This is a genomic window from Hymenobacter profundi (genome assembly GCF_019334315.1).
Taxonomy (GTDB): Bacteria; Bacteroidota; Bacteroidia; order Cytophagales; family Hymenobacteraceae; genus Hymenobacter; species Hymenobacter profundi.
In genome coordinates this window covers 1-23,132 of sequence record NZ_JAHWGL010000080.1, presented here as the reverse complement: position 1 = coordinate 23,132, position 23,132 = coordinate 1, and the positions used below count along the sequence as shown (strand labels likewise).

Here is a 23,132-nt window from a genome sequence, read left to right as displayed (position 1 = left end):
ATCAAGAACAAGACTACTGGCAGGAAATGGAAATGTTAGAGAGGATGGCACGGGTACCTTAACGTCCCAGGGTTGAAACCCAGGGCTAAGCAGCGCTTTTTACACTGACCCCACCCAAACCGCTCCGTAGCCCAGGGTTTCAACCCTGGGATGTCCGCGCAGAAAGAACCTCTAATCTGCTCCATAGCCCTGGGCTTCAACCCTGGGAACCCTGCTCCAATCCGCGCCGCCTGCACCACCCGCGCCGTCTGAACGAAAATTACTATGCCCAAAGTCCTTCGCCTGCACAACAACGGTTCCCAGCAAATCCAAGGCTGGCAGAAAACCGCGCCCATCACCAGTACCGAAATCAACACCGTAACGGACCCTACGGGGAGCAAAGCCCGCAACGTGGCTGTGTCCATCCCGACTCCGTTTGCACGGATGCACCTCTTTGAGGCCGCGTTTGATTTCGTGGCCCGGGAGGGGCAGCGCAACCCCAACTCCGTGTACCACGAGCTGGTGACGCACTTCTGGGACCTGTTTGAGCTGCTCTACAACTACCACCTCTACACCCAAGCCGGACGTAAAATCACGTTGCGGCGCTGGAACGCCGCCGCCGAGGTGCAGCGCATGCGCGCCGACGAAGGCACGCGCCTGCTTGGCGAAACCTTGCAGCTGTTCCTGCAAGACGAGCGGTTCCGCGACTTCTCGGATATGTACCTGGTGTTCTATGAGTCGCCGGAGCTGGCGGGCGGGCCGCGCCTGCTGGGCGGTACTTCGCCGCTGACGTTGTTCTTCACGGCGCCCAATACCCAGCCGCTGGAACTGGAACGCGCCCAGGCCCGCGGCCATTATTTCGACCACAACATTGTGCTGCTGGCTGACCGCTCGCCGCAGTTTCAGGAGTTTGTGTACGAGCTGTTCCTGGCCTACCCGCAGTTGCAACGCCGCGAGTTTGCCGGGTCGGTGTATGCCGCCTTAGATCGTGGTCGTATCAACCAGATGCAGATGCAGGGCGAGCACACGGCCCAGCAGTTTGCCACGAAATACCCGTCGTTGGCTGATATTCAGGGCAATCCGGCGGGGGTGAAGAACGTGCCGTTGCCCGGCCGCGCCGACCAGTCGGCCGTGACGAGCTCCGACTTGTTCATACAGCCTATGCGGGCGGCTGTGAGCAATGGTCCGCGCCCCTTGGTGCTGCGCCCCAACCTTACCATGCCCGGCGCCAACTACCTCAACGGTCAGCCCTGGGACGACCGCACCGTGGTGCCCTACCTCGACGAGCTGGCGCTGGAAAACCGCGTGCTACCTGGCAAAGGCTTCAAATATCCCTACCTCACGGTGGGCGACTTCCTAGAAGATGCCCTGGTGGAGCTGCCGTATGAGTTGAACACCCAGCGTTTCCACACTGGCAAGGTGTCGTTCCAGTATGGTGCCGATACGCAGGGTAGGGCGCGGTTTCCGTACCTGCTGCCGTTGCGGCAGACGTTCTTCGAGTACTTCACTGAAAACGAGCTGGCCGAGCTGCTCACCTTCACCATCGACCTGAACCACGTGCGCGTGCAGCTCCGGATTCCGGTGCAGGCAGGGCGCTTCATCACCTTCGAGCGCAGCTACTACCCTAACCCGCAGAACCCTAAGGACGCGCAGGGTAGGGAGATTTTGGAAAAGGGCCGCATTGTGAAGGCCAACATCGGGCTGGGCGTGTTTCCGTTCTACAAGCACCGCTCGCAGCCCGAGTACAACGACTTCTACAAGGTGATGCTGGTAGACGCCGACAACTCGCCTACCATGGTGAGTCGTCGCTACGACCTAAAGTTCTTCGTGGACGGATCGGGCATCAGCGAACAAGGCGCTTCCAAGCGCGCCACCCGCTTCGAGCGAACGCAGAAAAGTGTATCTACGGCCGGCAGCACGTACTACGAAATCACCGGCACGCACTTTGACCTGGCCGAGCTGACGTGCCCGCCCGCCGTGCTGAACGGCGAGCCGGCCCGCGGCCTCATCGTGCCGCGCTGGCGTGAAGTAGACCGCGGCACCCGCCGCTTCACGTTTGCGGTTGACTTTGGCACCAGCAACACGCACGTGGCCTACGCCGATGGACCGTCGGCGCACCCGCGCCCGTTTACCATCAGCGAGCAAGATGTGCAGGTAGAGTTGCTGAACGCCCCGCTACCCGACACCGGTTACTCGGCCTACCAGCGCTACATGCGTGGCCCCGGTCAGCTGTTCGACGTGCCGCTAATTCAGAACCGCGAGTTTGTGCCCAGCATCATCGGGGAGCAGCAGTCGGTATATGAATTTCCGATTCGGACGGCCGTATGCGAGACCAACACCTACGCCAACGAGCCCAGTAAAGTGCTGAGCAACATCAACATCGGCTTTAGTATCAATACCGAAACCGGACAACCACCGCAAAACCGCTTCGTGACGAATCTAAAGTGGTCGGCGGAGCTGGACCCACAGGGCGTGTCGCGCATTGCGGCGTTTTTCAAGGAAATTCTGCTCTTAATGCGTCACAAAGCCGCGTTGCACGGCGGTATTTTGGAAGATACGCGGGTGGTGTGGTTTGCGCCGCTGAGCTTCGATGCCTTCCTGCGCAACCAGTTCCAGCAAGTGTGGGACGAGGCTTTTCAACAAGTTTTCCACAGTCGGCGCAACACGCAGTTTGTTTCCGAATCGGTGGCGCCTTACTACTACCTCACGGCTACCAACCAGGTAGTGCCCAACCGCGACGAGAACGTGGTGAACATCGACATCGGCGGCGGTACCACCGATTTGCTGGTGTTTGCCGACCAACGCCCGGCGTTCAGCTCGTCGTTCCGCTTCGCCGGCGACGACCTGTGGGGCGACGGCTACGCCCGTGTGCAGGGCGCGCCCAAGCAAAACGGCTTGCTTCGCCTCGGTGTGCAACACGTAGAAAGTCTACCCGACTCGGAGGAAAACCAAGAGTACAAAGGCTACCTACGCGCCGCCCTGCAAAACCCTGACTTCGGCTCAGCCGACGTCACCAGCCTACTCTTCACCTACGACGACAAACTGCGCTTCTCGCAGAGCCTCGGCTTGGGTAAAGGTCGGCAGCTGCGGGTGCTGTTCTACCTGCACTACACGGCCATCATCTACCACGTAGCGCAGCTCACGCAGCAGCTCAACCTCAAAACGCCGCGCTACATCTGCTTCTCTGGCAAAGGCAGCCTCTACCTGCGCCTGCTGGCCGGCGGTAGCAGCCTGGCGGCTATTGAGAAGATTACCAAGGCTGTGTTCAAGGGCGTAACTGGTCAGGAGCCGCCGCAAAACTTCCGCGTAATTCTGGCGGATAACCCCAAGGAGGCCACCACCAACGGCGGTGTGCTGTTCGAGGAAAGCAGCTCCAGCCGCGCCGACTTTGACGCGGTACGTACCGTGAAGCTCACCGGCGCTGAGCAAAGTGCCGACATTGACGAGCAACGTCTGAAGTTGCCCCAGGTAGACGCTGACCTCAAGCAACACGTGCTCGACAACGTGCGCAAGTTCCTGAAGCTGGTCCTGGAAGGCGACGAAGTGGCGCCGCTGATGCGCGAGGTAGGCGTCGATGTAGACCGCAATAGGGTAGAAGACCTGCTCCTGCGCGAAATCGACGACAGCCTGAGCCTCGGCCTGCACCAGCTAGACCGCCAGCTCAGCCAGGACGAGACACTTCCGGAAACGCTGTTCTTCTACCCGTTGAAGCAGGCGTTGTATAACCTAAGCCGGGAGTTGCAGAATCCAGGGTAGGGTGAATGGCCTAGGGCTTCAGTCCTAGGCCATTCAAATACAATATATTCATGTAGAAAGATATGATTCGTTTTTCAGCCGTAATATGGCTGCTATTAGCAGGGGTAATAGGAATATTTATTTTCTTTTTCTTCGGATTTGATAGTCTGTATACAGGCAATAGAACCATAGAAATTAAAGACGTCTCGCGTATTCACGTGTATAAATTTGAACACAAAGATATTTCTAGTCCTGTCAATGTTAGGTTGAAAGTTGAAGGCGAAATAGATGGTAATGCATTAATATATGTAACGGAGAAAGAGCCAACTAAAGCGGGATTACTTGATAAAAGTAGAGCTTGTAGTAGAAGTGATACCATAACATACTTTAATATAAATAGAGGAGAGGTTAGCAAGCCGAAGATGTTCTTCGATTATTATCAAAATGCGCCTGGATATATCTGTTATGTTCCATGTGGAGTGAAAAAAGGAAAATTAAATATCGTGTGGGATATGTGAGTGGCTGTATTATTATTAATAAACTTTTTGCCGAAAATTCTCAACTTTCCTTATGAAGGTTCTTCGTTACCTAGTATTACCTGCCTGCTTACTCCTTTCCACTACCCTCACCCACGCCCAAACTCAACTCGGCCAACCTACCCTCGATGAGCAAAAGGCACAGATCTGGTGTGCGGCGATAAAGTTTGTGTATGACGACACCGGGCGGCCCAACTTGAAGAACGGCGTAAACTGTGGTGGTTCCTTGAAGCAACTGGAAAACAGCATCAAGGCCGATAGTCAAAAGGTATATAGCCTGCTTTATCAGCCGCTGGAGGGTAGGGGCGCTATGTACAAGGGCTTGGGTTCAGATAAGTCGCGCCTACAAAAGCTGACAACGGAAATCATCAACAAACTGAAGGCCTCACCCAGCCGAAAGGGTAGCCCCGCCCGCATACAGGCCGTAGATGCGCTGGCCGCTTCGCTGAACAACTACGTGGAAAACGGCACGCCGCCCGCCGATGTGAGCAGCAGCCTCAACGCCGAAGCTACCCCCGACACCAGCACCGACGAAGCCACCGCCGCCGCGCCCGCCGATGCCGGCCCCGAGGAAAACCCTAATTATGCAACGCCCGCACCCGCCGGCAATAAAGAAGGTGTTATGAGCAGTTTGTTTGCACCCATTGCGTTCATTTTGGCTCTGTTGAGCCTCGTGCTATTTTGGTTGTTGCGCAGCAGTATGCGTAATCTGAACGTCCGCATGGACCGACATCGTGACGAGCTGGAGAAGCTGAAATCGGCCGGGCAGAATGTGTCGACGGCACCCGGCGGTACTTTTTCCTCGAAGCGCCTCACGCCGGAGTTGCGCGCCGAGATTGAGAAGATAGTGCAACAGCGCGTAGCGGAGGAGCTAGGGCAAGATTTTGATAATTCTGAGGATGAAGGGCTAGGCTACGTAGCGGCACCCCAAAAAACGCCAGCACCAATCGAGCGCCAGCCAACTACAGACAGCCGCTCTGTAGCCCAGGGTTTCAACGCTGGGTCAACTGAAAAGCCTGCGCCATCTACCCCAGTTACACCACCTGCTCCCGCTAAGTCTGCTACCCAGCAACCTGCTCCAGTAGCATCGGCGCCTGTCGAAACGCCACAGCCTGCTACCCCGGCGTTTGACAATATCGCTGCCGCGCCTTCGGCTTACGCTCCGCCTGCTGCGCCACATCTGGAAATGCCCATTCCGGCGGGCCCGCCTTCGGCCTCGCCGCGGGATGAGTTCGACAGCTTGGTGCCACCCGTGCAGCTACCAGCGCCCGAGTCGTATGCTTCGGTGGCAGCGGCACCGGCTTCGGTGCGCTACGTGTATGCCAAGGTGCCGGTAAATGGCATTTTCAGTGAATACGACTTTCTGGAGGAGGCGCAACACGACAGCATCTACGAAATCACGCTTGATTCCAACAAGCCGGATACGGCTACCTTCCAGGTGAACCCCGACCCGAGCGTACATGCCTACGCCATCCAGAGTGCGCAATACTCTCTGCGTGATGCTTGCCGCTACCCGCAGCCCAGCGGACCGGTGTCGTATATCATCAACGATGAGCCGGGCACGCTACGCAAACAAGGTGGGGCTTGGCATATCGAGCAAAAAGCCGTAGTGCATTTTGAGTAAGCGCTCAAGCTAAGAAGCTAGTTCCTCTCCTTTTTTAAGGAGGGGCCAGGGGTGGTAAAAACTAGAGCTAGAATACTAGAGCTAGTAAATCGTTCAACGACCTTTACCACCCCTGGCCCCTCCTAAAAAAGGAGGGGAACTAGCTTTTTAGCTTTAGCTTTAGCTATTCGTTGCTTCTTCCTTTCTTCATGCTCGAAATTATCCTTGAAATAGCGGTGGTGCTGGTGGTCGTAGGCTTGCAAATCCGCACGTTTCTGCAAACCAAAGCCCAGGCTCTACAGCTCGGGCAACTCTACCCCGAGCGGCAAGCATTGCGCTTAGAGCGCCGCTTACTACTTCCCGACGGGCGCGACCTACCCGACTATGCTGCCGATGCGCCCGAGGGCGCCTACCCCGTCGACATGATTAAGGCGGACGCGGCCTCTCCGGAATTCGCCGACATCCTGCGCGACACCAACGCCTACCTCTACCACAACAAAGGCGCCGCATCCAACTTCGATATTCTCAAAGACATTGCCGCCCGCCAAGCCCAGGTGCTCGACAATGCCACTCAAGCTAATGTGGCTACCCCGCTCTATCTGGGTCTGCTCGGTACCTTTCTAGGCGTTATTCTCGGCCTGGTAGGCATTGCCCGCAACGGTGTGTCCGACGATAACGCACTGACGCCCTTTCTCACCGGCGTACTTATTGCCATGACGGGCTCATTCGTGGGCCTGTTGCTGACGTTGTTAGGGAATGGAGTAGTGCGTCGCGCCCGCCAGCTCCTCGACCAGCACCAGAACCAATACTACACCTTCTTGCAAGCGCGGCTGCTACCCATTCTGCACGATGATATGTCGAGCAGCCTGAGCACGCTAAAGGGTGTGCTGGACGCTTTTAATCAGGATTTTGTGGGCAAGGTGACGCTGTTTGAGCCGATTATGGACAAGCTCACCAACAATATTCAGGTGCAAAGCCGCTTTCTGGAGGCGCTGGATAAAATTGGGTACGACCAAATGGCAAAGGCCAACATTGCCGTGTTCGATAAGGTACGCGAGTCGGCGGAGCTGTTTGGGCAGTTTACGGGCTACCAGCAGCAGTTGAACCAGATGCTGGCCGAGGGCGCGCAGGTAGCGCAGGCGGTACACAGCATCCTGGACCGCCTCAGCGGTTTTGAGCGTGGCATCAACAATGTAGGGCAGTACATTGGGCAGCAGAGCAACATTGTGCAGCACCAGTTGTCGTTTTTCCAGCGCCACCAAACGGAGATGGACAACCTGGCCGCCCGCACCGAGCAGTACTTCGACACGGCTACCCTGCGCCTCACCGACCTTATGCAGCAGCGCCTCAACCAGCACGAGCGCGACGCCCAGCAAGCCTACGAAAAGTGGGGCGACTACTTCCGCCGCCTCAACCAAGACAACGTCTTCGAGCGTATCCTCAAGCAGCTCGACCCGCTGAAAGATGTGCAAGCCAACCAGCAAGCCCTCTTCCGCGACGTGACAGCCACTCAGCGCGAGCTACTGCGCAAAATTGAAATCGACTCGCAGGTGGATGCCAAGCTACTCGCTGAGCTATCGGCGCTGAATACGGTATTGGTAAAAGCCACTTCCAAAAATCGTTGGCAGCGGTTTATGGATAAGCTATTTGGAGGTGTGCGGCCAGTATGACCCCACCCCCCGGCCCCCTCCCCTCCGGGAGAGGGGGAGCCAAGAGAAAACATTAAGCATTGATTGTCAAACGTTTGTTGGCCGATATTCATAATTTTCTCTCGGCTCCCCCTCTCCCGGAGGGGAGGGGGCCGGGGGGAGGGGTCCACTACATGAACGATAACCGCCAACAATCTTCCGACTTCTTCTGGCCCAGCTACGTGGACCTGATGACGTCGCTGTTTGTGGTGATGCTGGTGCTGTTTGTCTACAGTTTCAAGCTGTTCAAAGACCGCGAAGGAGAGCTAAAGCAGGCCAACGGTGAACTGAAAGCCAAAGCGCAAGAACTGGAGCAAATCAACAAGATCAAACGCTCTTTGCAGCAGCTGGAAGGCAAATACTTCAGGTACGACCCTGCCAATGAGCGCCACGAGCTGCTGGTGCCAGTGCAGTTCAAATCGGGGCAAGACGTGATTGAGGAGCGCTACAAGCCAGCTCTACTTCAGGCGGGGCGCACGTTGCGTAAGGTGCTCAAGAGCATCAAGACTGACCAGCCCGTGCGCTACCTCGTGATTGTGGAAGGCATGGCCGCCCGCTACCCCCGGGGCGACCCGCGTAACGCCCGCGAAGAGCAGCTTACCTACCAGCTCAGCTACCGTCGTGCCCTCAGCTTACTGAACTTCTGGAAGCAGAACGGCCTCGATTTCACCCAGGATAAAAGCATTGAACTGGTCATCAGCGGCAGCGGTTTCTATGGCACTGGTCGCTACGCCGGGCGCCGCGAGGGCGACAACAAACGCTTTCTAATTCAGGTGATTCCGAAGGTAGGAAGAATGCGGAGCGCTCAGTAATGCCGGCGTATTGTATAAGATTTTGTGAATAGTGATTTCACTATAACAAGATTGAAATGCACTTGGTTGGTATATTCGTTGCCCTGCTCCCAACTATATCTGCATGAATAAATTTACTCTCCCGCTCCTCACGTTGCTGGCCGTGGCCTCTTGCCGCTCGGCGGGGCCGCAGGGAGGCTTTACGGCGGCTAGTCCGAAGGCTACTAGTGCCAAGCAAGCGCCGCGCATTCCGGTACAATATCCTACCGCCCCGCAAGGCGAGCGAGTAGACGACTACCACGGTACACCCGTGCCCGACCCTTACCGCTGGCTGGAAGATCCAGACGCGCCTGAAACCAAGAAGTGGATAGCGGCTGAAAACCAGGTAACGGCGGAATATTTCAGTAAGATTGCGTTTCGGGGGCAAATTAAAGAGCGGCTCACGAGCATGTGGAACTACGAGCGCTACGGCGTGCCGCAGCGCGAGGGCGACAACCTGTACTTCACTAAAAACGACGGCCTTCAAAACCAAGCCGTGCTCTATGTGCAGCCCGTGCAGGGCGGCGAGCCTAAAGTGCTACTCGACCCTAACAAGCTCTCCGACGACGGTACCACCGCGCTGGCCGGCACCTACTTCTCGCCCGACCACCGCTATATGGCCTACGCTACCTCCGGGGGCGGGTCCGATTGGCGCAAAATCCGCGTGATTGACCTGAAAACGCGCAAAACCCTATCCGATGAAATCAATTGGGTGAAGGTATCGGGGGCGGCCTGGGCCAAGGATGGCTTTTACTACAGCCGCTACGACGCACCCAAAGGCGATGACAACCGTTTGGCAGGCCTGAATCAGTTTCAGAAGGTGTACTACCACAAGCTGGGGAGCAAGCAGAGCCAAGATAAGCTGGTGTACGAGGACCGTCGGATGCCGCTGGGCTTCCGCTACCTCACCACCACCGACGACGGACGCTTTGCCGTGCTGCACCTCACCAATGGTAAATCCGACGGCAACCGCCTACTCGTGCGCGACCTCACCGACCCGAAGCGGGCTACCAAGTTCACCTCCTTCGTTACCAGCTATTCCTATAAAAACAATGTGGTAGGCACCACCAACGGCAAGCTGCTGGTGCGCACCAACTACAAGGCGCCACACTACCGCTTGGTGCTGGTAGACCCCAAACGGCCCCAGGCAGCCAACTGGAAAAATGTGCTGCCCGAAACCGAGCAGAAGCTGGAAAACGTAAGCCAAGCCGGGGGGCAACTCATCGCCACCTACCTGCAAGATGCCAGCAGTGCCGTGAAGGTATTTGACGAGCAGGGCAAACCGCTGCACGAGGTAGAACTGCCCGCGCTGGGTACGGCCACTGGCTTCGAGGGTCACCGCACCGACAAAGCTGTGTACTATGCTTTCACGTCGTTTGCCTACCCCACTACTATCTATAAGTACGACTTGGCCACCAATACCAGTACGGTCTATCAGGCGCCAACGGGCACGGTGAACCCAGCCGATTACGTGACCACGCAGGTGTTTTACGCATCTAAGGACGGCACCAAGATTCCGATGTTCATTGTGCATAAGAAAGGCGTAAAGCTGAATGGGCAGGTGCCTACCTACCTCTATGGATACGGCGGCTTCAACGTCTCCCTCACACCTTCCTTCAGCATGGCCCGGATGCTGTGGCTGGAAAACGGTGGCATTCTGGCCGTGGTGAATCTGCGCGGTGGGGGCGAGTACGGCGAGGAGTGGCACCAAGCGGGCATGACGCCCAACAAGCAAAACGTATTCGACGACTTCATTGCCGCTGCCGAATACCTAACCATTCAGGGCTATACCAATCCGGCGCACTTGGCTATAGCGGGCGGCTCGAATGGCGGCCTGTTGGTAGGCGCCACCATGACGCAGCGCCCCGACGTGGCCCGCGTGGCGTTTCCGGCAGTGGGCGTAATGGATATGCTGCGCTACCAGAAGTTTACGATTGGCTGGAACTGGATACCCGAGTACGGCACCTCCGACAACTACAACCAGTTTCAGAATCTCTATAAGTTCTCGCCCCTGCATAACCTGAAGGCCGGCACCAACTATCCCGCTACCCTCATCACCACCGCCGACCACGACGACCGGGTAGTGCCCGCGCACTCCTTCAAGTTTGCCGCCGCCCTGCAAGCCGCCGATGCGGGCTCCACTCCACAGCTCATCCGGGTAGACACCAACGCCGGCCACGGCGCGGGCAAAAGCACCCAGCTCCAAATAGACGAATGGACCGACATCTGGACCTTCGCCTACCAAAACATGGGCGTGAATCCGTATAGGAATTGAGATAATGAGTTTGTGAATAGGGCTGTCATCCTGAGCGCAACGAAGGACCTTCTGCCAGTTGAACGAGTAGTTGTTATGATGCTCGTTCTCGCGTGATAAGGTCCTTCGCTGCGCTCAGGATGACAGCCCTATTCACAAACTCACTATTTCACCATCTCACTATCTCACCGTATCTTGCGCTTCCAAACGTCAATGCCCGTGTCATTTCGGTTTTATATGAAAAATACGCTTCTGATCGGTCTGCTGGCCGGTGCTTCGCTGCTGTCGATTGCTTCGTGCAGCAATCCCGACTACAAGAGACAAGATGAGGTGGCTGTGGAGCCCCTACCCCCGCTGCCACCCGAGCCCGATACTACTGGCGGCAAAACGGCCCCCGAAAACCCTGCAACCCGCGAAATCAATGCGGTGAATGCGACGGAAGACATCAAAAAGATGCAGCCGCAGATGTAATATGGGCCATTTGGCCTGTGCCAACGCCCGGTTACGGCCCTTTCGCCGCAACCGGGCGTCATTGTTTTCCACCTGTTTACTTTTTTGCTGATGTCTATTCCGTCCTCTATCACCGTTCGGCGGGGCGTGGAAGCCGATTTGCCGCAAGTGCTGGCCCTGATTCAGGAGTTGGCCGAGTACGAGCGCGCCCCGCAGGAAGTCACCAATACCCTGGCCGATATGCAGCGCGACGGCTTTGGCCCGGAGCCAATTTTCAAATTCTTCGTGGCCGAAAACACCGCCCACGAGATTATCGGCATTGCGCTCTACTACACCGCCTACTCCACTTGGAAGGGTAAGATGCTTTTCCTGGAAGACTTAGTGGTGACAGAAGCTGCTCGCGGCACTGGCCTGGGCCGGGCGCTGTTTGGGGCAGTAGTAGCCGAAGCCCGCGACACCGGCGCTCAGCGTATGAAGTGGCAGGTACTCAACTGGAACGAGCCCGCCATCGGCTTCTACCAAAAGCTAGGCGCCCAACTCGACCCCGAATGGCTCAACGGCAACCTGTCAGCCAATCAACTGCGGGAGTGGAAATAGTGAAGTTGTGAGGTGGTGAAGTTGTGAATAACAGAGTGCCTGTCATCCTGAGCGCAGCGAAGGACCTTCTCGCGTGTGAACGATTGTTGAAACAACGACTTGTTCTCGCGTGAAAAGGTCCTTCACAAGCTCAGGATGACAGGCACTCTGTTATTCACAACTTCACCACCTCACAATTTCACCTTTTACTCAATAATCTCCAGTACCGTGCGGAAGGAGATAAACTGGCCGGGAAACCGGGTTTCCAACGTGGCGTTGAGACCGGGTTCGAAGGCGTTTTGAAAGGTTTCGAGCTGTTCTAGGCCGAGGGCGTAGTACTGGGCAGCGTAGGTGTAGCCGTCGTTTTCTTCGTTGAGCAGGCGGCAGAGCTGGTGCTTCACAAAGAAGCCCGTGGCCATTACTTCCGGCATGTGCACATCGCGGACGTATTCCATCCATGCTTCGGCTACTTCTGGGTCAATACTGCTGGTTACGTTGTATAAAATCATTCGAGAAAAGTAAAAGATTAAGCAAGCCAGGCCTCGCCAGCGCCGGGCGCTATGCGGGTAGGCGTAAATTCGATGATATCGTAGCGCACGGCACCAGCCTGCGTAAATGGGTCGGCGGCTACGATGGCCTCTATGGCTTCCCGGCTCTCGGCGCGGGCCAGGAGCACGCCTCCGGTACGCGGTACTTTGCGGCCCGAGAGCAGCAAGGTGCCCGTTTGGTAGTGCGTGTCTACCCACGTCATGTGCGGCGCCATCAGCGGCTCTATCTCCTCAAAGGGAACCAGATAGGTAAGGGAAAGCAAAAACATAGTGGCAAAGCTACCACTCAAACCCGCATGTGGTCGAAGTGGAAATCTTGGATACGGGCCTGGATGTCTTTGGCCGACAGTTTCTCCCGAATAGCTGCCTGCACGAGTGCGGGCAACTCGGCGTCGCCGGCAAAACGCAGGCTGAGGATCTGGGGTAGGGTAAGCTGACTTTCCAAGGGGCGCAGGCTCTGGCCTGTGGCTTCAAAATACTGCTGGCGCAATTCTAGCCGGATGATGCGGTCCTGCAACGTGAGGGCATAGTGCTGCCGGAGCATCAATAATACGCCTAGCCCTACCACGGCCAACGCCGCCACCGTAAACCACAACCGCGAGTCCTCCGAGTCGTTGCCAGCTACATCCACGTAGCGCCGTACGCCATAAGCAGCCAAAATGAAAGCCGCCGGAAACAGCACGAAGTGGTGCCAGGGGTAGTACATGACGGTGTTTTTAGTCGGGGAAGAGGCCATGGGAGCAGGCAGAGGTAGAGGTACAAAAAAAGCTCCGACCATGAGGCCGGAGCTGTCTTTACGAAGAAGTAGGGAAAAAGTCGCCTCCGTGGCACCAACTACATACTTGCCGCTTTCTTTTCGGCGCGGGCTGCTTTTTTCTGCGCGCTCAAGGCTTGTTTTTCAGCTTGTGCTTGCTGACGGGCCATTTTCTCTTGCTGCTTGGCTTGCTTGGCCACCATCTTCTGTTCTTTCATTTGCGCTTTTTGCGCTTTCATGGCATTGCGCTGATCTTTCACCTCGCGTTTGCTCTCACGCACGGCATCGCGGCTAGCGGCTGATTGTTGCTTCTGCTCACGTAGCGCTGCTTTGGCATCGGCCGAGCGTTGCTGCTGGCTTTGCATATCGGTAGTGGTAGTCTGCGCTTGTGCGGGGGCGGCGAAAAACGCGGCACCAGCAACGGCCAAAAGGCCCAGTATCTTTTTCATTGTCAGAGGGATGTTGATACTGCTGTATACGGTATTGGCGGTGCCCAGTTGAACGGGGTGCAAGTTATTTACTCCACATAGTCGAGGTCTTTACCATAGCTCTCGGGAAGGGTAGCAGCCCCAAAAAATGCCAACGCCAGCGTAACGACGCCGATAACCAAGGCCGCGCCCACCATGCCCAAACTTGGTCGTAAGGCTAGAAAGGCCGGATTGATGAGCACAATGGCACCGCGCGCAAAGTTGGGAGCCGTGGTGGCTACCGTGGAGCGCAGGTTGGTGCCGAACTGCTCGGCTGCCACCGTCACAAATAGCGCCCAAAAACCGCCCGCAAAGCCAATCAGAAAGCACACTCCATAGAAGAGGGTAGGCGAAGCACCACGCAGGCCAAACAAATACACGCCCACCATCACGGCGCTAGCCACAATGAAGGCCAGCAAGGTACGGTTGCGGCTCCGCAGCAATTGGCTGAGGCCACCGCTGGTGAAATCGCCCAGCGTGAGGCCGAAGTAGCACCAGAATATGCTCAGGCCACCCGTGACGGGGCCAGTCAGCCCAAACTCTCGCCCAAACTCCGGCGCCAGCGTGATAAGAATGCCCACCAGAAACCAGAAGGGTACACCCAAAAATAGGCAGCGCAAGTAACGTCCAAACCGCTCACCATTGCTGAACAACGCCAGGAAGTTGCCGCGCTCCACGCCCTCGCGCTTGGCCTGCTCAAACATACCCGACTCAAACACGCCTACCCGCAACGCCAGTAACGCCAGCCCTAGTCCGCCGCCAATAAAATAGGCGTTGCGCCAGCCAAACGCCGCGCCTATCCAATACGCCACCATAGCTCCCGATACGCCCACCGAGGCCACAATCATGGTGCCGTAGCCACGTTTTTCTTTGGGTAGGCTTTCGGCTACCAGCGTGATGCCGGCGCCTAGTTCCCCGGCCAGCCCTACCCCCGCAATCAGGCGCAGCCAGGCATATTGGTCAATAGTCTGCACGAAGCCGTTGGCGATGTTGGCCAGGGAATACATCAGAATGGAGCCAAACAGCACCGACAGCCGCCCCCGCTTATCGCCCAGCACACCCCACAAAATGCCGCCCAGCAGCATGCCGCCCATCTGCATACTCAGCAGGTACTGGCCTTGCTCCGTCACGGCGTTGGCATCGGTAATGCCGATGCCGTTCAGGCTTTGCACTCGAATAATGCTGAAAAGCACCAAGTCGTAGATGTCTACGAAGTAGCCCAGCGAGGCCACAATCACAACGGCGCTGAGCAAGGAGGCTGTTTTAGGAGAGGGGGTAGGGGAGCGCATGGGTAGGAAAAGGTTGACCGCAACAATGTAAGCAGTTCCTCCTACCCGCCGCAACTTAGCTAGCCGCCGCTACCGATTGCTGCGCTGCCTCGCAGCCGTGGCAGCCATCTTCGTGCGGCACGGGCGTGGTATCTTCCAGCTGTACCGTGATGTGGCCAATGTTGAAATGCTCCCGCATTTCCACCTGCAAATGATTCAGGAACTGATTGTCCTCGCTGGTGGCCGGGCGCACTAGGTGCACCGTTAGGGCGGTTTCTTGGGTGCTGAGGGGCCACACGTGCAGATCGTGCACCTGCGTCACGCCGGGCTGATCCAGCAAAAACTGGCGCACCTCGGATAGCTCAATGCCGTCGGGCACGGCTTGCAGGCTAAGCTGCACGGTTTCGCGCAGCAGCCCCCACGAACCGTAAGCAATGATGCCCAGAATCAGGAAGCTGATAACCGGGTCGAGCCACAACCAGTTGGTGAAGTACACTAGTGCTCCGCCCACCACTACCCCTACCGATACCAGCGCATCGGTGAGCATGTGTAGGTAAGCGCCGCGCACGTTCACATCGCCTTTTTGCCCGCTGCTGAACAGCCAGGCCGTGAAGCCATTAACGGCAATGCCCGCGCCGGCCATCAGCATCACCAGCTTGCCATTCACCGGCTCGGGGTGGCGCAGGTGGTCAATGGTTTCCCATAAGATGAAGCCTAGCGCCGCATACAGCAAAGCAGCATTCACCAGCGCCGCTTGAATGGTAGCACTCTTGTACCCATAGGTATAACGAGCCGAGGCCTGCCGCTTGGCCAGCAGCGCCGCGCCCCAGGCTAGGGCCAGGCTGAGCACATCGGAGAGGTTGTGGCCGGCATCGGAAAGTAGCGCCGCCGAGTTGCCCCAGAAGCCGCTAGCCGCCTCCGCCACTACAAATACCAGGTTTAGTCCAATGCCCCACCCAAAGGCCTTCCCAAAATTGCCGTCGGCTGGAATGCCGTGGGTGTGGCCTCCATGACTGTGATTGTGGTCGTGCGAGTGGTTGTGGTGGTGTGCCATGCGGGAGGAGGGAGGGGAAACCGCCTGTCATCCCGAGCATGTGGCGCATCAAGCCAGTGTCGAAAGACCTTCTCACGCTGGAACGAGTCGTTAGTACAATGTTCGTTCAACTGACACAAGGTCCTTCGCAAGCGGACGCCAGATGAGGGATGACAGACTAGGTAGGAATTACGCAGCCACTCAATTGAACGCCAGCGGTACTACCAGCTTCACGCTCACGTTGCGGCCCATGTTGAATACGCCGCGCCGGCCGGTCACGTTGTTTACGTCGGCGTATTTCAGGCGGCTCAAGTGGCTTTGGTAGCCCACATCGAATAGATTGTTGGCGGCCAGGTAGAGGCTAAATAGCGGTTGTGCTTTGGCGTTGCGCACATCGGCGCCTAGGCCGGCGTTGCAGAGGGTATAGCCCGGCGTGCGGGTTTCGGTGGAGTAGGCCGAGTAAAATCGGTCTTGCGCAAAGGTGTGCTCTACCAGAAAGCTGGCATACAGATTAGCCAAATGCTGGCTCTGCCCTACCTTGCGGAAGTTCACCCGCAGCTCCGACTGAAACCGATTGGCCGGAATAAAGGGCAGGTAGCGGGTGCTGTCGGGCTGGTTGAGCTGGGTGGCCCGCACCATCGAGAAGGTATTTTCGAAGTGCAGCCAGTCCAGCGGGTGCGGGTGAATATCGAGGCTGACCTCGCCGCCCACCAGCCGGGCATCGCCCTGCCCGTACCGAAATACCGGGTCGCCGGTGGCGGCAATAGAGTCGCCGCCCGATGCGGTAGCCAGGCGGCTGGGGAAGATGTAATGATTGATGCGGTTGTGAAACGCATCCACATTCAGGCTGATGTGCTGCGTGGTGTAGCTCACGCCGGCATCCAGCTGCGTGCTCACCTCGGCCCGCAAATTCGGCTCCCCTATCTCGTAGCGAATAGTGCCCTCGTGCTGGCCGTTGGAACCCAGCTCGGCAATATTGGGCGCCCGAAACCCACGCGACACGTTGGCCTTCAAGGTTAGGTCGTCGGTGGCGTTGAAGGCCCCGCCCGCGCTACCCGACACGTTGCGGAAGGTGCTGGTGAAACGCTCAAACTTGGCTTCGGCGCCAGGCGTATCGGCGGGTACGGGCTGTTCATCGGCGCCCAGGTAGAGCGCCTCGGCCTTGATGCGCCGAATGTCGTAGCGCAAACCACCGCTTAGGTCAAGCTTGCCAATGGTTTTCTTGGTGACGCCAAATACACCCCCATCAAACAGACGGTAGGCTGGAATCAAGAATTCCACGCCTTTGTTGCGGTTTTGCTGTACTTGCCCACTCACCCCCAAGGTGGTGTTCCAGCCGTTCGTTTCGGGCAGGAAGTAGCGCGCGGCGTAGTCTACGGTGTGCAGCTGAAAGTACAGTTCGGGCTCGTTGGGGGCCAGCACGTCGCCAAACTCGCGGCGCAGGTTTTGCTGCCAGCCCACGTTCAGCGTCAGGCGGCTCTGGCCCAAAATGAAGTTGTTGTCGGTGCCAATGCGCAAGTGGTTCACTTGCTGGCGCGGCACCGACAGGCCATAGCCGCGCAAGTCGCTGCTGCTAACGGGCACGGCCGCCACGGCGTCGCTGCCTACCCCCACGTCTTTTAGGAAGCGGCCAGTTTCCTCGTCCCGGTCACCTTCAGTTAGGCCCAGCTCTTGGTTGAAAGAGTTGAACGTGAGGTGCGAAAACCCCCAGCTTTTATTCAGTCCCACGTAGCCGTTGGCATCCAACTCCCGAAAGCCCGAGTTGAAGACGCGGCTGTCGTAGGGGTTACGGTAGGGGCCGGCCACTTTGCCAGTGCCGCGCACCAGCCAATTCAGCCCGTTGCGGTTGCCAGCATTCATCAGCGAGTAGCCTTGCAAATGGTTATTCGTCTGATAGTTGGCCGATATCGACCCCATTACCTTGCCCTCTTCCACCGGGTCGGCGGGTAGGAAGTTGATGACGCCGGCCATGCCATCGGAGCCGTAAAGCAGCGAGCCGGGACCCTTGATAATCTCTACCCGGTCCACAGAGTATTGGTCGATTTCGATGCCGTGCTCGTCGCCCCACTGCTGGCCTTCCTGCTTGGCGCCATTGTTCAAAGTGATGACGCGGTTAGCCCCCAGCCCCCGGATGATGGGCTTGCTGATGGCCGGTCCGGTGGTAATCTGAGCCACGCCGGGCGTGTGGGCCAGCGCATCCACCGCGTTGGTGCTGGCCCGTTGGCTCAGCTCCTTGTTACTGATGATGGTGGTAGGGATAGGCGAGCGGCGCATTTCCGTAGCCGCCGACACCCCCGTTATCACTACCTGTCCGATTTCGGTGGTGGCTGGCGTGAGAGCCAGTTCCAACGGCTGCCCGCTGCCCGTGTCTACGGTGCGCACCAGGGTAGTATAACCCAAGGAGCGTACCTGCACCAAAAACCGTCCGCGCGGCAAATTGGAGAAGCTAAACCTCCCATCATAACCAGTAGCAGTGGCTTGGCGCAAATCCTGAAATAAGACGGTAACTCCCGGAAGCGCCTCATGTGTATCGGCATCTATCACGCGGCCCGTAATGGGCGGAGACGCTGTGGCGCGTGCTACAGACGCCGCTGGAGTAGTCGTTTGGGCGAAGGCACTCTGAGCGAGCAGACCAACAAAAATCAGATAACGAGTCATAAGCGGCTGCATGAGATAAGGCGCCAAGTGGTAACCATTGCAGTCGGCCTCCGTATAGCAGCGTCTTGTCGCTTCAAAAGTAATAGAAAGTCGTACAACGGCTCGTAGGCTGCCATTGAATCGTGTTATATAAAAATAGTTCAATTTAATAAATTAACTATCATAATTGAACTATTTACAGAAGACCTTGTTCCTAATTTCGGGATATAATCAAAGGTGCGGGCGATTATAGTACACATGATATATCGAGTATAAGCGTATTTTCATTGGTTTACAGGGTTATACAAGTTTATACAAGTTTTTATAGCTATTCTATCATAGAGACTATGAATCTATATAATAGAATGGAGTAAATATTTTTTTGCATAATTCACATATAAATACAAAATAATATACCTTTGCATTCATCATGCTATATAACTTAGATTATATGATTATTCAGTGCGCTGATGAGCAACAGCTGCTGCGCACTCAATGGAGATCTGGACACTCCATACAGCATTTCAAACAGGGCTTATCACGTATATTAGAACTAACAGAACAACACGCAGTTACACGTGTAGTACTGGATCTGCACGACTTGCCGGATATTTGTATAATGGAGCAGGCGTGGATCAGCCTGACGTGGTTTCCAAAAATGGCCGGTCAGCCGCTACAGCAAGTGGCATTGGTGATGCCGCCCCGCAGCCTCTACAACCAGATGGTAGTGGAGAGTATCCTATGGATGGGGCAGGCGCTTATTCATTTTGATATTCAGTTTTTTTCCGAGGTAGAAGATGCACTCGAATGGATTACCGGAGACTCGCCACTGCCCTCGGTGCTACAGCAGGAATGGAACTGCTCCAGTGCGTTACCCTCGGCAGCGCCCGACAAACATTATGTAAGCGTAACCTACTCATAATAATGAGGTAGTAGTAGCGCCGCAATTTTGTAGTAGTCAACCTGTTTACGTTTTACTGCTATGAAAAAGATGCTGCGCTTACTATCAGGAATACTGCGCCCAGCGAGTCCGCTTCCTACTGCTGCCAGCGATACGTCGGAAATGCTATTCGTATAGTACTTATAGGCGCCAATGGCTTATTGGCTAGGTGAGTAGCCTGCTAGCCGTGAGCCCCGTGCACCAGCCTGGCTGAGTGAAAGCTAGTTGCCCCGCTACCAGCGGTTGCATATTCAGGCGTTGGCCATACTGCTCCCTTCCACGGTGCACAATCAGTTGGTGCTGGAAAATGTAGTAGTCAGTACTACCCACTGTCCGTTGCGATATGCAGTATTTCTCTGAGATGCTGTCGGCGTTAGACTGGCTGTCGCTCATGGATGAAGACTGCGCGGCGCAGTTGCAGCGGCAGTGCTTGGCCGACGTATAAGCCGGTTTCGAGGGTAGGGCAGGCTAATGCGCTGTCAAACTGGCAGCTCCGGGCTGCATGGAATATCTTTTGAAGGGAACAACGCACTGCGCCGGCTGGCGCCTGAAATTGTCTGTTCACCCTAATATTCCTGTTATGCAAGAGAAAGGTAGCATCTCGATTCACACCGAGAATATCTTCCCCATCATTAAGAAGTTCCTGTACTCCGACCACGAAATCTTCCTGCGTGAGCTGGTGAGCAACGCCGTGGACGCCACCCAGAAGCTCAAGAGCCTGGCCCAATTGGGCGAGTTTAAAGGCGAGCTGGGTGAGCTGAAAGTACGCGTGACGGTGGACAAGGAAGCCCGCAAAATCACCATCTCCGACCGCGGTATTGGCATGACGGCCGAGGAGATTAAGAAATATATCAACCAGATTGCCTTCTCCGGCGCCACCGAGTTTGTGGAGCAATACAAGGAGAAGGACGCCGCTACCAAAGACCAGATCATTGGGCAGTTCGGCCTGGGCTTCTACTCGGCTTTCATGGTAGCCAAGGAGGTGGAAATCTGGTCGAAGTCGTATAAAGACGATACCCTGACGGCCCACTGGACCTGCGACGGCAGCACCGAGTTTACCCTGGACGAGCCCACCGGAGAGCATGAGAAAGCCGAGCGCGGCACCGATGTAGTGCTGCACGTGGCCGACGACTCGGATGAGTTTCTGGAAGAAGCTCGCCTGAAAAGCATCCTCAGCAAATACTGCAAGTTCTTACCCATTCCGATTGAGTTTGAGGGTGAGGTCATCAACCAGACGGCCCCCATCTGGACCAAGCAGCCCTCGGAGCTGACCGACGAGGACTACACCAAGTTCTACCAGGAGTTGTATCCGTTCTCGGAGCCGCCGCTGTTCTGGATTCACCTGAACGTGGACTACCCCTTCAACCTAACGGGTATCCTGTACTTCCCCAAAATCAAGGATGAGCTGCAATTGCAGCGCAACAAGATTCAACTCTACTCGCGCCAGGTGTTCATTACCGATGAGGTGAAGGACGTAGTGCCCGAGTTCCTGATGCTGCTGCACGGCGTAATCGACTCGCCGGATATTCCGCTGAACGTGTCGCGCTCCTTCCTGCAAGCCGATGCGGCGGTGAAGAAGATCAACACCTACATCACCAAAAAGGTAGCCGACAAGCTGGCCGAGCTGTTCCGCAAAGACCGCGAAGGCTACGAGCAGAAGTGGTCGGATATCGGTTTGTTTGTGAAGTACGGCATGCTGTCGGACGACAAGTTCTACGACCGCGCCAAGGACATCGTGTTGCTGCAAGACACCACCGATAAGTACTACACCCTGAACGAATATCAGGAGCACATTCAGGCCAACCAGAAGGACAAGAACGAGCAGACGGTTATCCTGTATACCACCGACCCAGAGGCCCAGCACGGCTACGTGCAAGCTGCTTTGGATCGGGGCTACTCGGTGCTGAAGCTGAACGCTGTGCTCGACCCGCACTTCATTGGGCAGTTGGAGCAGAAGCTGGAGAAAGTGACCTTCAAGCGCGTGGACGCCGACACGGTAGGCAAGCTCATCGAGAAGGATGAAACGACCGAAAGCGTACTCAGCGACGACGACAAAACCAAACTGACGGAGGTATACAAAGCCGCCATCAACAACGAGCATATGCAGGTGCAGGTAGAAGCCCTGTCGCCGCAGGATGCGCCGGTGATTGTGACGGTACCTGAGTTTATGCGCCGCATGAAGGATATGCAGCGCGTGGGCGGCGGTGGCGGTATGCAAATGTTCGGCTCTCTACCCGACAGCTACACCGTGAGCGTGAATGCCAACCACCCCGTAGCCCAGCGCGTGCTGGGGCAGGAAGGGGAAGCTGGTCAGAAGCTCGCCAAGCAAGCCTTCGACTTGGCCCTGCTCAGCCAGGGTATGCTGAAGGGCGAAGCTCTGACGGCCTTCGTAAAACGCAGCGCTGACCTCCTAACGGCCGAATAAGTTGATTTATCGGTATAAGAAAGTCTGAGAAGTTTTAAACAGTACAAAAGCCCGTCGCCTTTAATGAGGTCGGCGGGCTTTTTGTTGATTAGCGAAAGTAAGTTACAGTGCGTGTGGCTTCACCCCAAAAGTATGTAACTACTCACCATTTCACCGTCTCGCTACTCACTATAGGGCACCAAAGCGGTGTATCTTTACGTTTGGCCGAGATACTCTTCAGCTACCTTTCCTACCCTGTTTGCATGCGTAGTACCCGTTTACCCCTTGTCGGACTTTTGGCCCTGTTGCTGCCGCTGACGGAGGCCTGTACCCGCAAAACCGTGTCGTTCAGCAGTCAGCCCACCGCGGCTACTCTGCTGGCTACCACCGATTCGTTGACCACGGCCAACGATACGGCCAGTGCGCCTTCGCTCACCAACAAGCGCGTGGCGCTGACCAAGGAACAGGAAAAAGCCGCCAAGGCAAAAGCCAAAGCGGAACAGCGCAAACCCAAAAAGAAGAAAAATATCTTCATGGGTCAGCCTATTAAGAAAGGTTATGCTAAATCGGGGCCGAAGGGAAAGAACCAACAGGTTGAGATATTCTACTACCTCAAAAACTTTCAGCAGCCGAATCCTTACGCGCCCGGTCGTTACATCTACAATGCTAGCAAACATCGTGTATACAAGGCTGATCCTGGTGATTTAGACCCCAAGAGCCTTGTACTGCACGGCCCTTATAAGCGGTTGAAAGGCGGAAAGGTAGTGGAAACCGGTTTTTATGCTGTGGGAACCCGCCATCTGCGTTGGGAGGTAACCACGCCCGATAACATCTTGCAGGACAAAGTGCATTATGAAATGGGCTTCCCCCGCGACGCCGTCATTTCCTATTACGACGCTGAACACAAGCAGCTAAAAGAAGTGATTCCCTACGTGAATGGCGAGCTGGAGGGCGACTACGTGCGCTACAACGAAAACGGCCAGCGCGAGTGGGATGGCCAGTTTGAGAATGGCAAGAAGGTAGGACAGTGGATCAACTATTGGGGTTTCCGTAATCTGAAAGACCGCCGCCACTATGTATACGCCTACGGCGAATCGGGCTACGAGCCGGAGGTAACCACGCCTGAGCTGGTAATGGAGTACAACCGCAACGGCGTCCTGATCTTCGACAAAGAGAAAGGCTATGACAAGCGCGGCACCGCTGATGCCGACCCCGTAGACCGCCGTCGGCCGGGCAACACCCGCCGGAAGTAGGGGTAGGGGTGAGTGAATTTTTCTGTCATCCTGAGCTTGCGAAGGATCTTATGATGCCAAAACGAATGACGTCATAACGACTCGTTCAATAGACATAAGGTCCTTCGCAAGCTCAGGATGACACACTATTGTGAAGTCCCTGGTCTCAATAAAACGCATCCTCAAAGTGCTCTACCC

Annotated in this window: 18 protein-coding genes; 11 read left to right on the top strand and 7 right to left on the bottom strand. The window is 56.2% G+C overall.

All coding sequences use genetic code 11. The annotated features are described in order from the left end of the window. Positions 1-264: 264 nt before the first annotated feature. From KYK14_RS16380 to KYK14_RS16345, 8 genes are all read left to right on the top strand, one after another. A complete protein-coding gene (locus KYK14_RS16380) occupies positions 265-3,735 on the top strand; it encodes a hypothetical protein (RefSeq protein ID WP_219160340.1) in 3,471 nt (1,156 codons plus the stop codon). Positions 3,736-3,797: 62 nt separating this feature from the next. Next, the gene (locus tag KYK14_RS16375; RefSeq protein ID WP_219160338.1) at positions 3,798-4,232 is read left to right on the top strand and encodes a hypothetical protein; all 435 of its coding nucleotides are present in this window, start codon (positions 3,798-3,800) and stop codon (positions 4,230-4,232) included. 52 nt (positions 4,233-4,284) lie between these two features. Then, positions 4,285-5,874: a hypothetical protein gene (locus KYK14_RS16370; protein WP_219160336.1), complete on the top strand. Its 1,590-nt coding sequence runs from the start codon at positions 4,285-4,287 to the stop codon at positions 5,872-5,874. 188 nt (positions 5,875-6,062) lie between these two features. After that, on the top strand, positions 6,063-7,523 hold the full coding sequence (locus KYK14_RS16365) for a hypothetical protein (RefSeq protein WP_219160334.1): 1,461 nt from the start codon (positions 6,063-6,065) through the stop codon (positions 7,521-7,523). A gap of 152 nt (positions 7,524-7,675) precedes the next feature. Continuing rightward, positions 7,676-8,353: a hypothetical protein gene (locus KYK14_RS16360; RefSeq protein ID WP_219160332.1), complete on the top strand. Its 678-nt coding sequence runs from the start codon at positions 7,676-7,678 to the stop codon at positions 8,351-8,353. Positions 8,354-8,456: 103 nt separating this feature from the next. Then, the gene (locus KYK14_RS16355; protein ID WP_219160330.1) at positions 8,457-10,646 is read left to right on the top strand and encodes a prolyl oligopeptidase family serine peptidase; all 2,190 of its coding nucleotides are present in this window, start codon (positions 8,457-8,459) and stop codon (positions 10,644-10,646) included. 216 nt (positions 10,647-10,862) lie between these two features. Then, positions 10,863-11,096 (top strand): hypothetical protein, encoded by a 234-nt coding sequence (locus KYK14_RS16350; protein WP_185282214.1) that lies wholly within the window; start codon positions 10,863-10,865, stop codon positions 11,094-11,096. Between the two features lie 90 nt (positions 11,097-11,186). Beyond that, entirely contained in the window at positions 11,187-11,672 is a 486-nt protein-coding gene (locus KYK14_RS16345) for a GNAT family N-acetyltransferase (protein ID WP_219160328.1), read from the top strand. 185 nt (positions 11,673-11,857) lie between these two features. Here KYK14_RS16345 and KYK14_RS16340 read toward each other — a convergent pair whose 3' ends face one another. From KYK14_RS16340 to KYK14_RS16310, 7 genes are all read right to left on the bottom strand, one after another. Continuing rightward, positions 11,858-12,160 (bottom strand): DUF4286 family protein, encoded by a 303-nt coding sequence (locus KYK14_RS16340; RefSeq protein ID WP_208307553.1) that lies wholly within the window; start codon positions 12,158-12,160, stop codon positions 11,858-11,860. Positions 12,161-12,177: 17 nt separating this feature from the next. Further along, positions 12,178-12,468 (bottom strand): YciI family protein, encoded by a 291-nt coding sequence (locus tag KYK14_RS16335; protein ID WP_219160326.1) that lies wholly within the window; start codon positions 12,466-12,468, stop codon positions 12,178-12,180. Between the two features lie 17 nt (positions 12,469-12,485). After that, positions 12,486-12,935: a DUF6526 family protein gene (locus KYK14_RS16330; protein WP_219160316.1), complete on the bottom strand. Its 450-nt coding sequence runs from the start codon at positions 12,933-12,935 to the stop codon at positions 12,486-12,488. 98 nt (positions 12,936-13,033) lie between these two features. Then, positions 13,034-13,402 (bottom strand): hypothetical protein, encoded by a 369-nt coding sequence (locus KYK14_RS16325; RefSeq protein WP_208307550.1) that lies wholly within the window; start codon positions 13,400-13,402, stop codon positions 13,034-13,036. A 68-nt stretch (positions 13,403-13,470) separates the two neighbouring features. Continuing rightward, entirely contained in the window at positions 13,471-14,709 is a 1,239-nt protein-coding gene (locus KYK14_RS16320; protein WP_219160314.1) for an MFS transporter, read from the bottom strand. A 55-nt stretch (positions 14,710-14,764) separates the two neighbouring features. Further along, positions 14,765-15,742, bottom strand: a complete 978-nt coding sequence (locus tag KYK14_RS16315) for a cation diffusion facilitator family transporter (protein WP_219160312.1) — start codon at positions 15,740-15,742, stop codon at positions 14,765-14,767. A 180-nt stretch (positions 15,743-15,922) separates the two neighbouring features. Then, positions 15,923-18,379, bottom strand: a complete 2,457-nt coding sequence (locus tag KYK14_RS16310; RefSeq protein WP_219160310.1) for a TonB-dependent receptor — start codon at positions 18,377-18,379, stop codon at positions 15,923-15,925. 409 nt (positions 18,380-18,788) lie between these two features. Between KYK14_RS16310 and KYK14_RS22495 the strand changes: the two genes are divergently transcribed. The 3 genes from KYK14_RS22495 to KYK14_RS16295 all read left to right on the top strand — a co-directional run bounded on the left by KYK14_RS22495 (position 18,789) and on the right by KYK14_RS16295 (position 22,955). Next, entirely contained in the window at positions 18,789-19,280 is a 492-nt protein-coding gene (locus tag KYK14_RS22495) for an STAS/SEC14 domain-containing protein (protein WP_343217126.1), read from the top strand. A 598-nt stretch (positions 19,281-19,878) separates the two neighbouring features. Continuing rightward, complete coding sequence (gene htpG, locus KYK14_RS16300) at positions 19,879-21,723, top strand: molecular chaperone HtpG (protein WP_219160306.1); 1,845 nt, start codon at positions 19,879-19,881, stop codon at positions 21,721-21,723. A 242-nt stretch (positions 21,724-21,965) separates the two neighbouring features. Next, on the top strand, positions 21,966-22,955 hold the full coding sequence (locus KYK14_RS16295) for a toxin-antitoxin system YwqK family antitoxin (protein WP_219160304.1): 990 nt from the start codon (positions 21,966-21,968) through the stop codon (positions 22,953-22,955). Positions 22,956-23,132 lie beyond the last annotated feature (177 nt).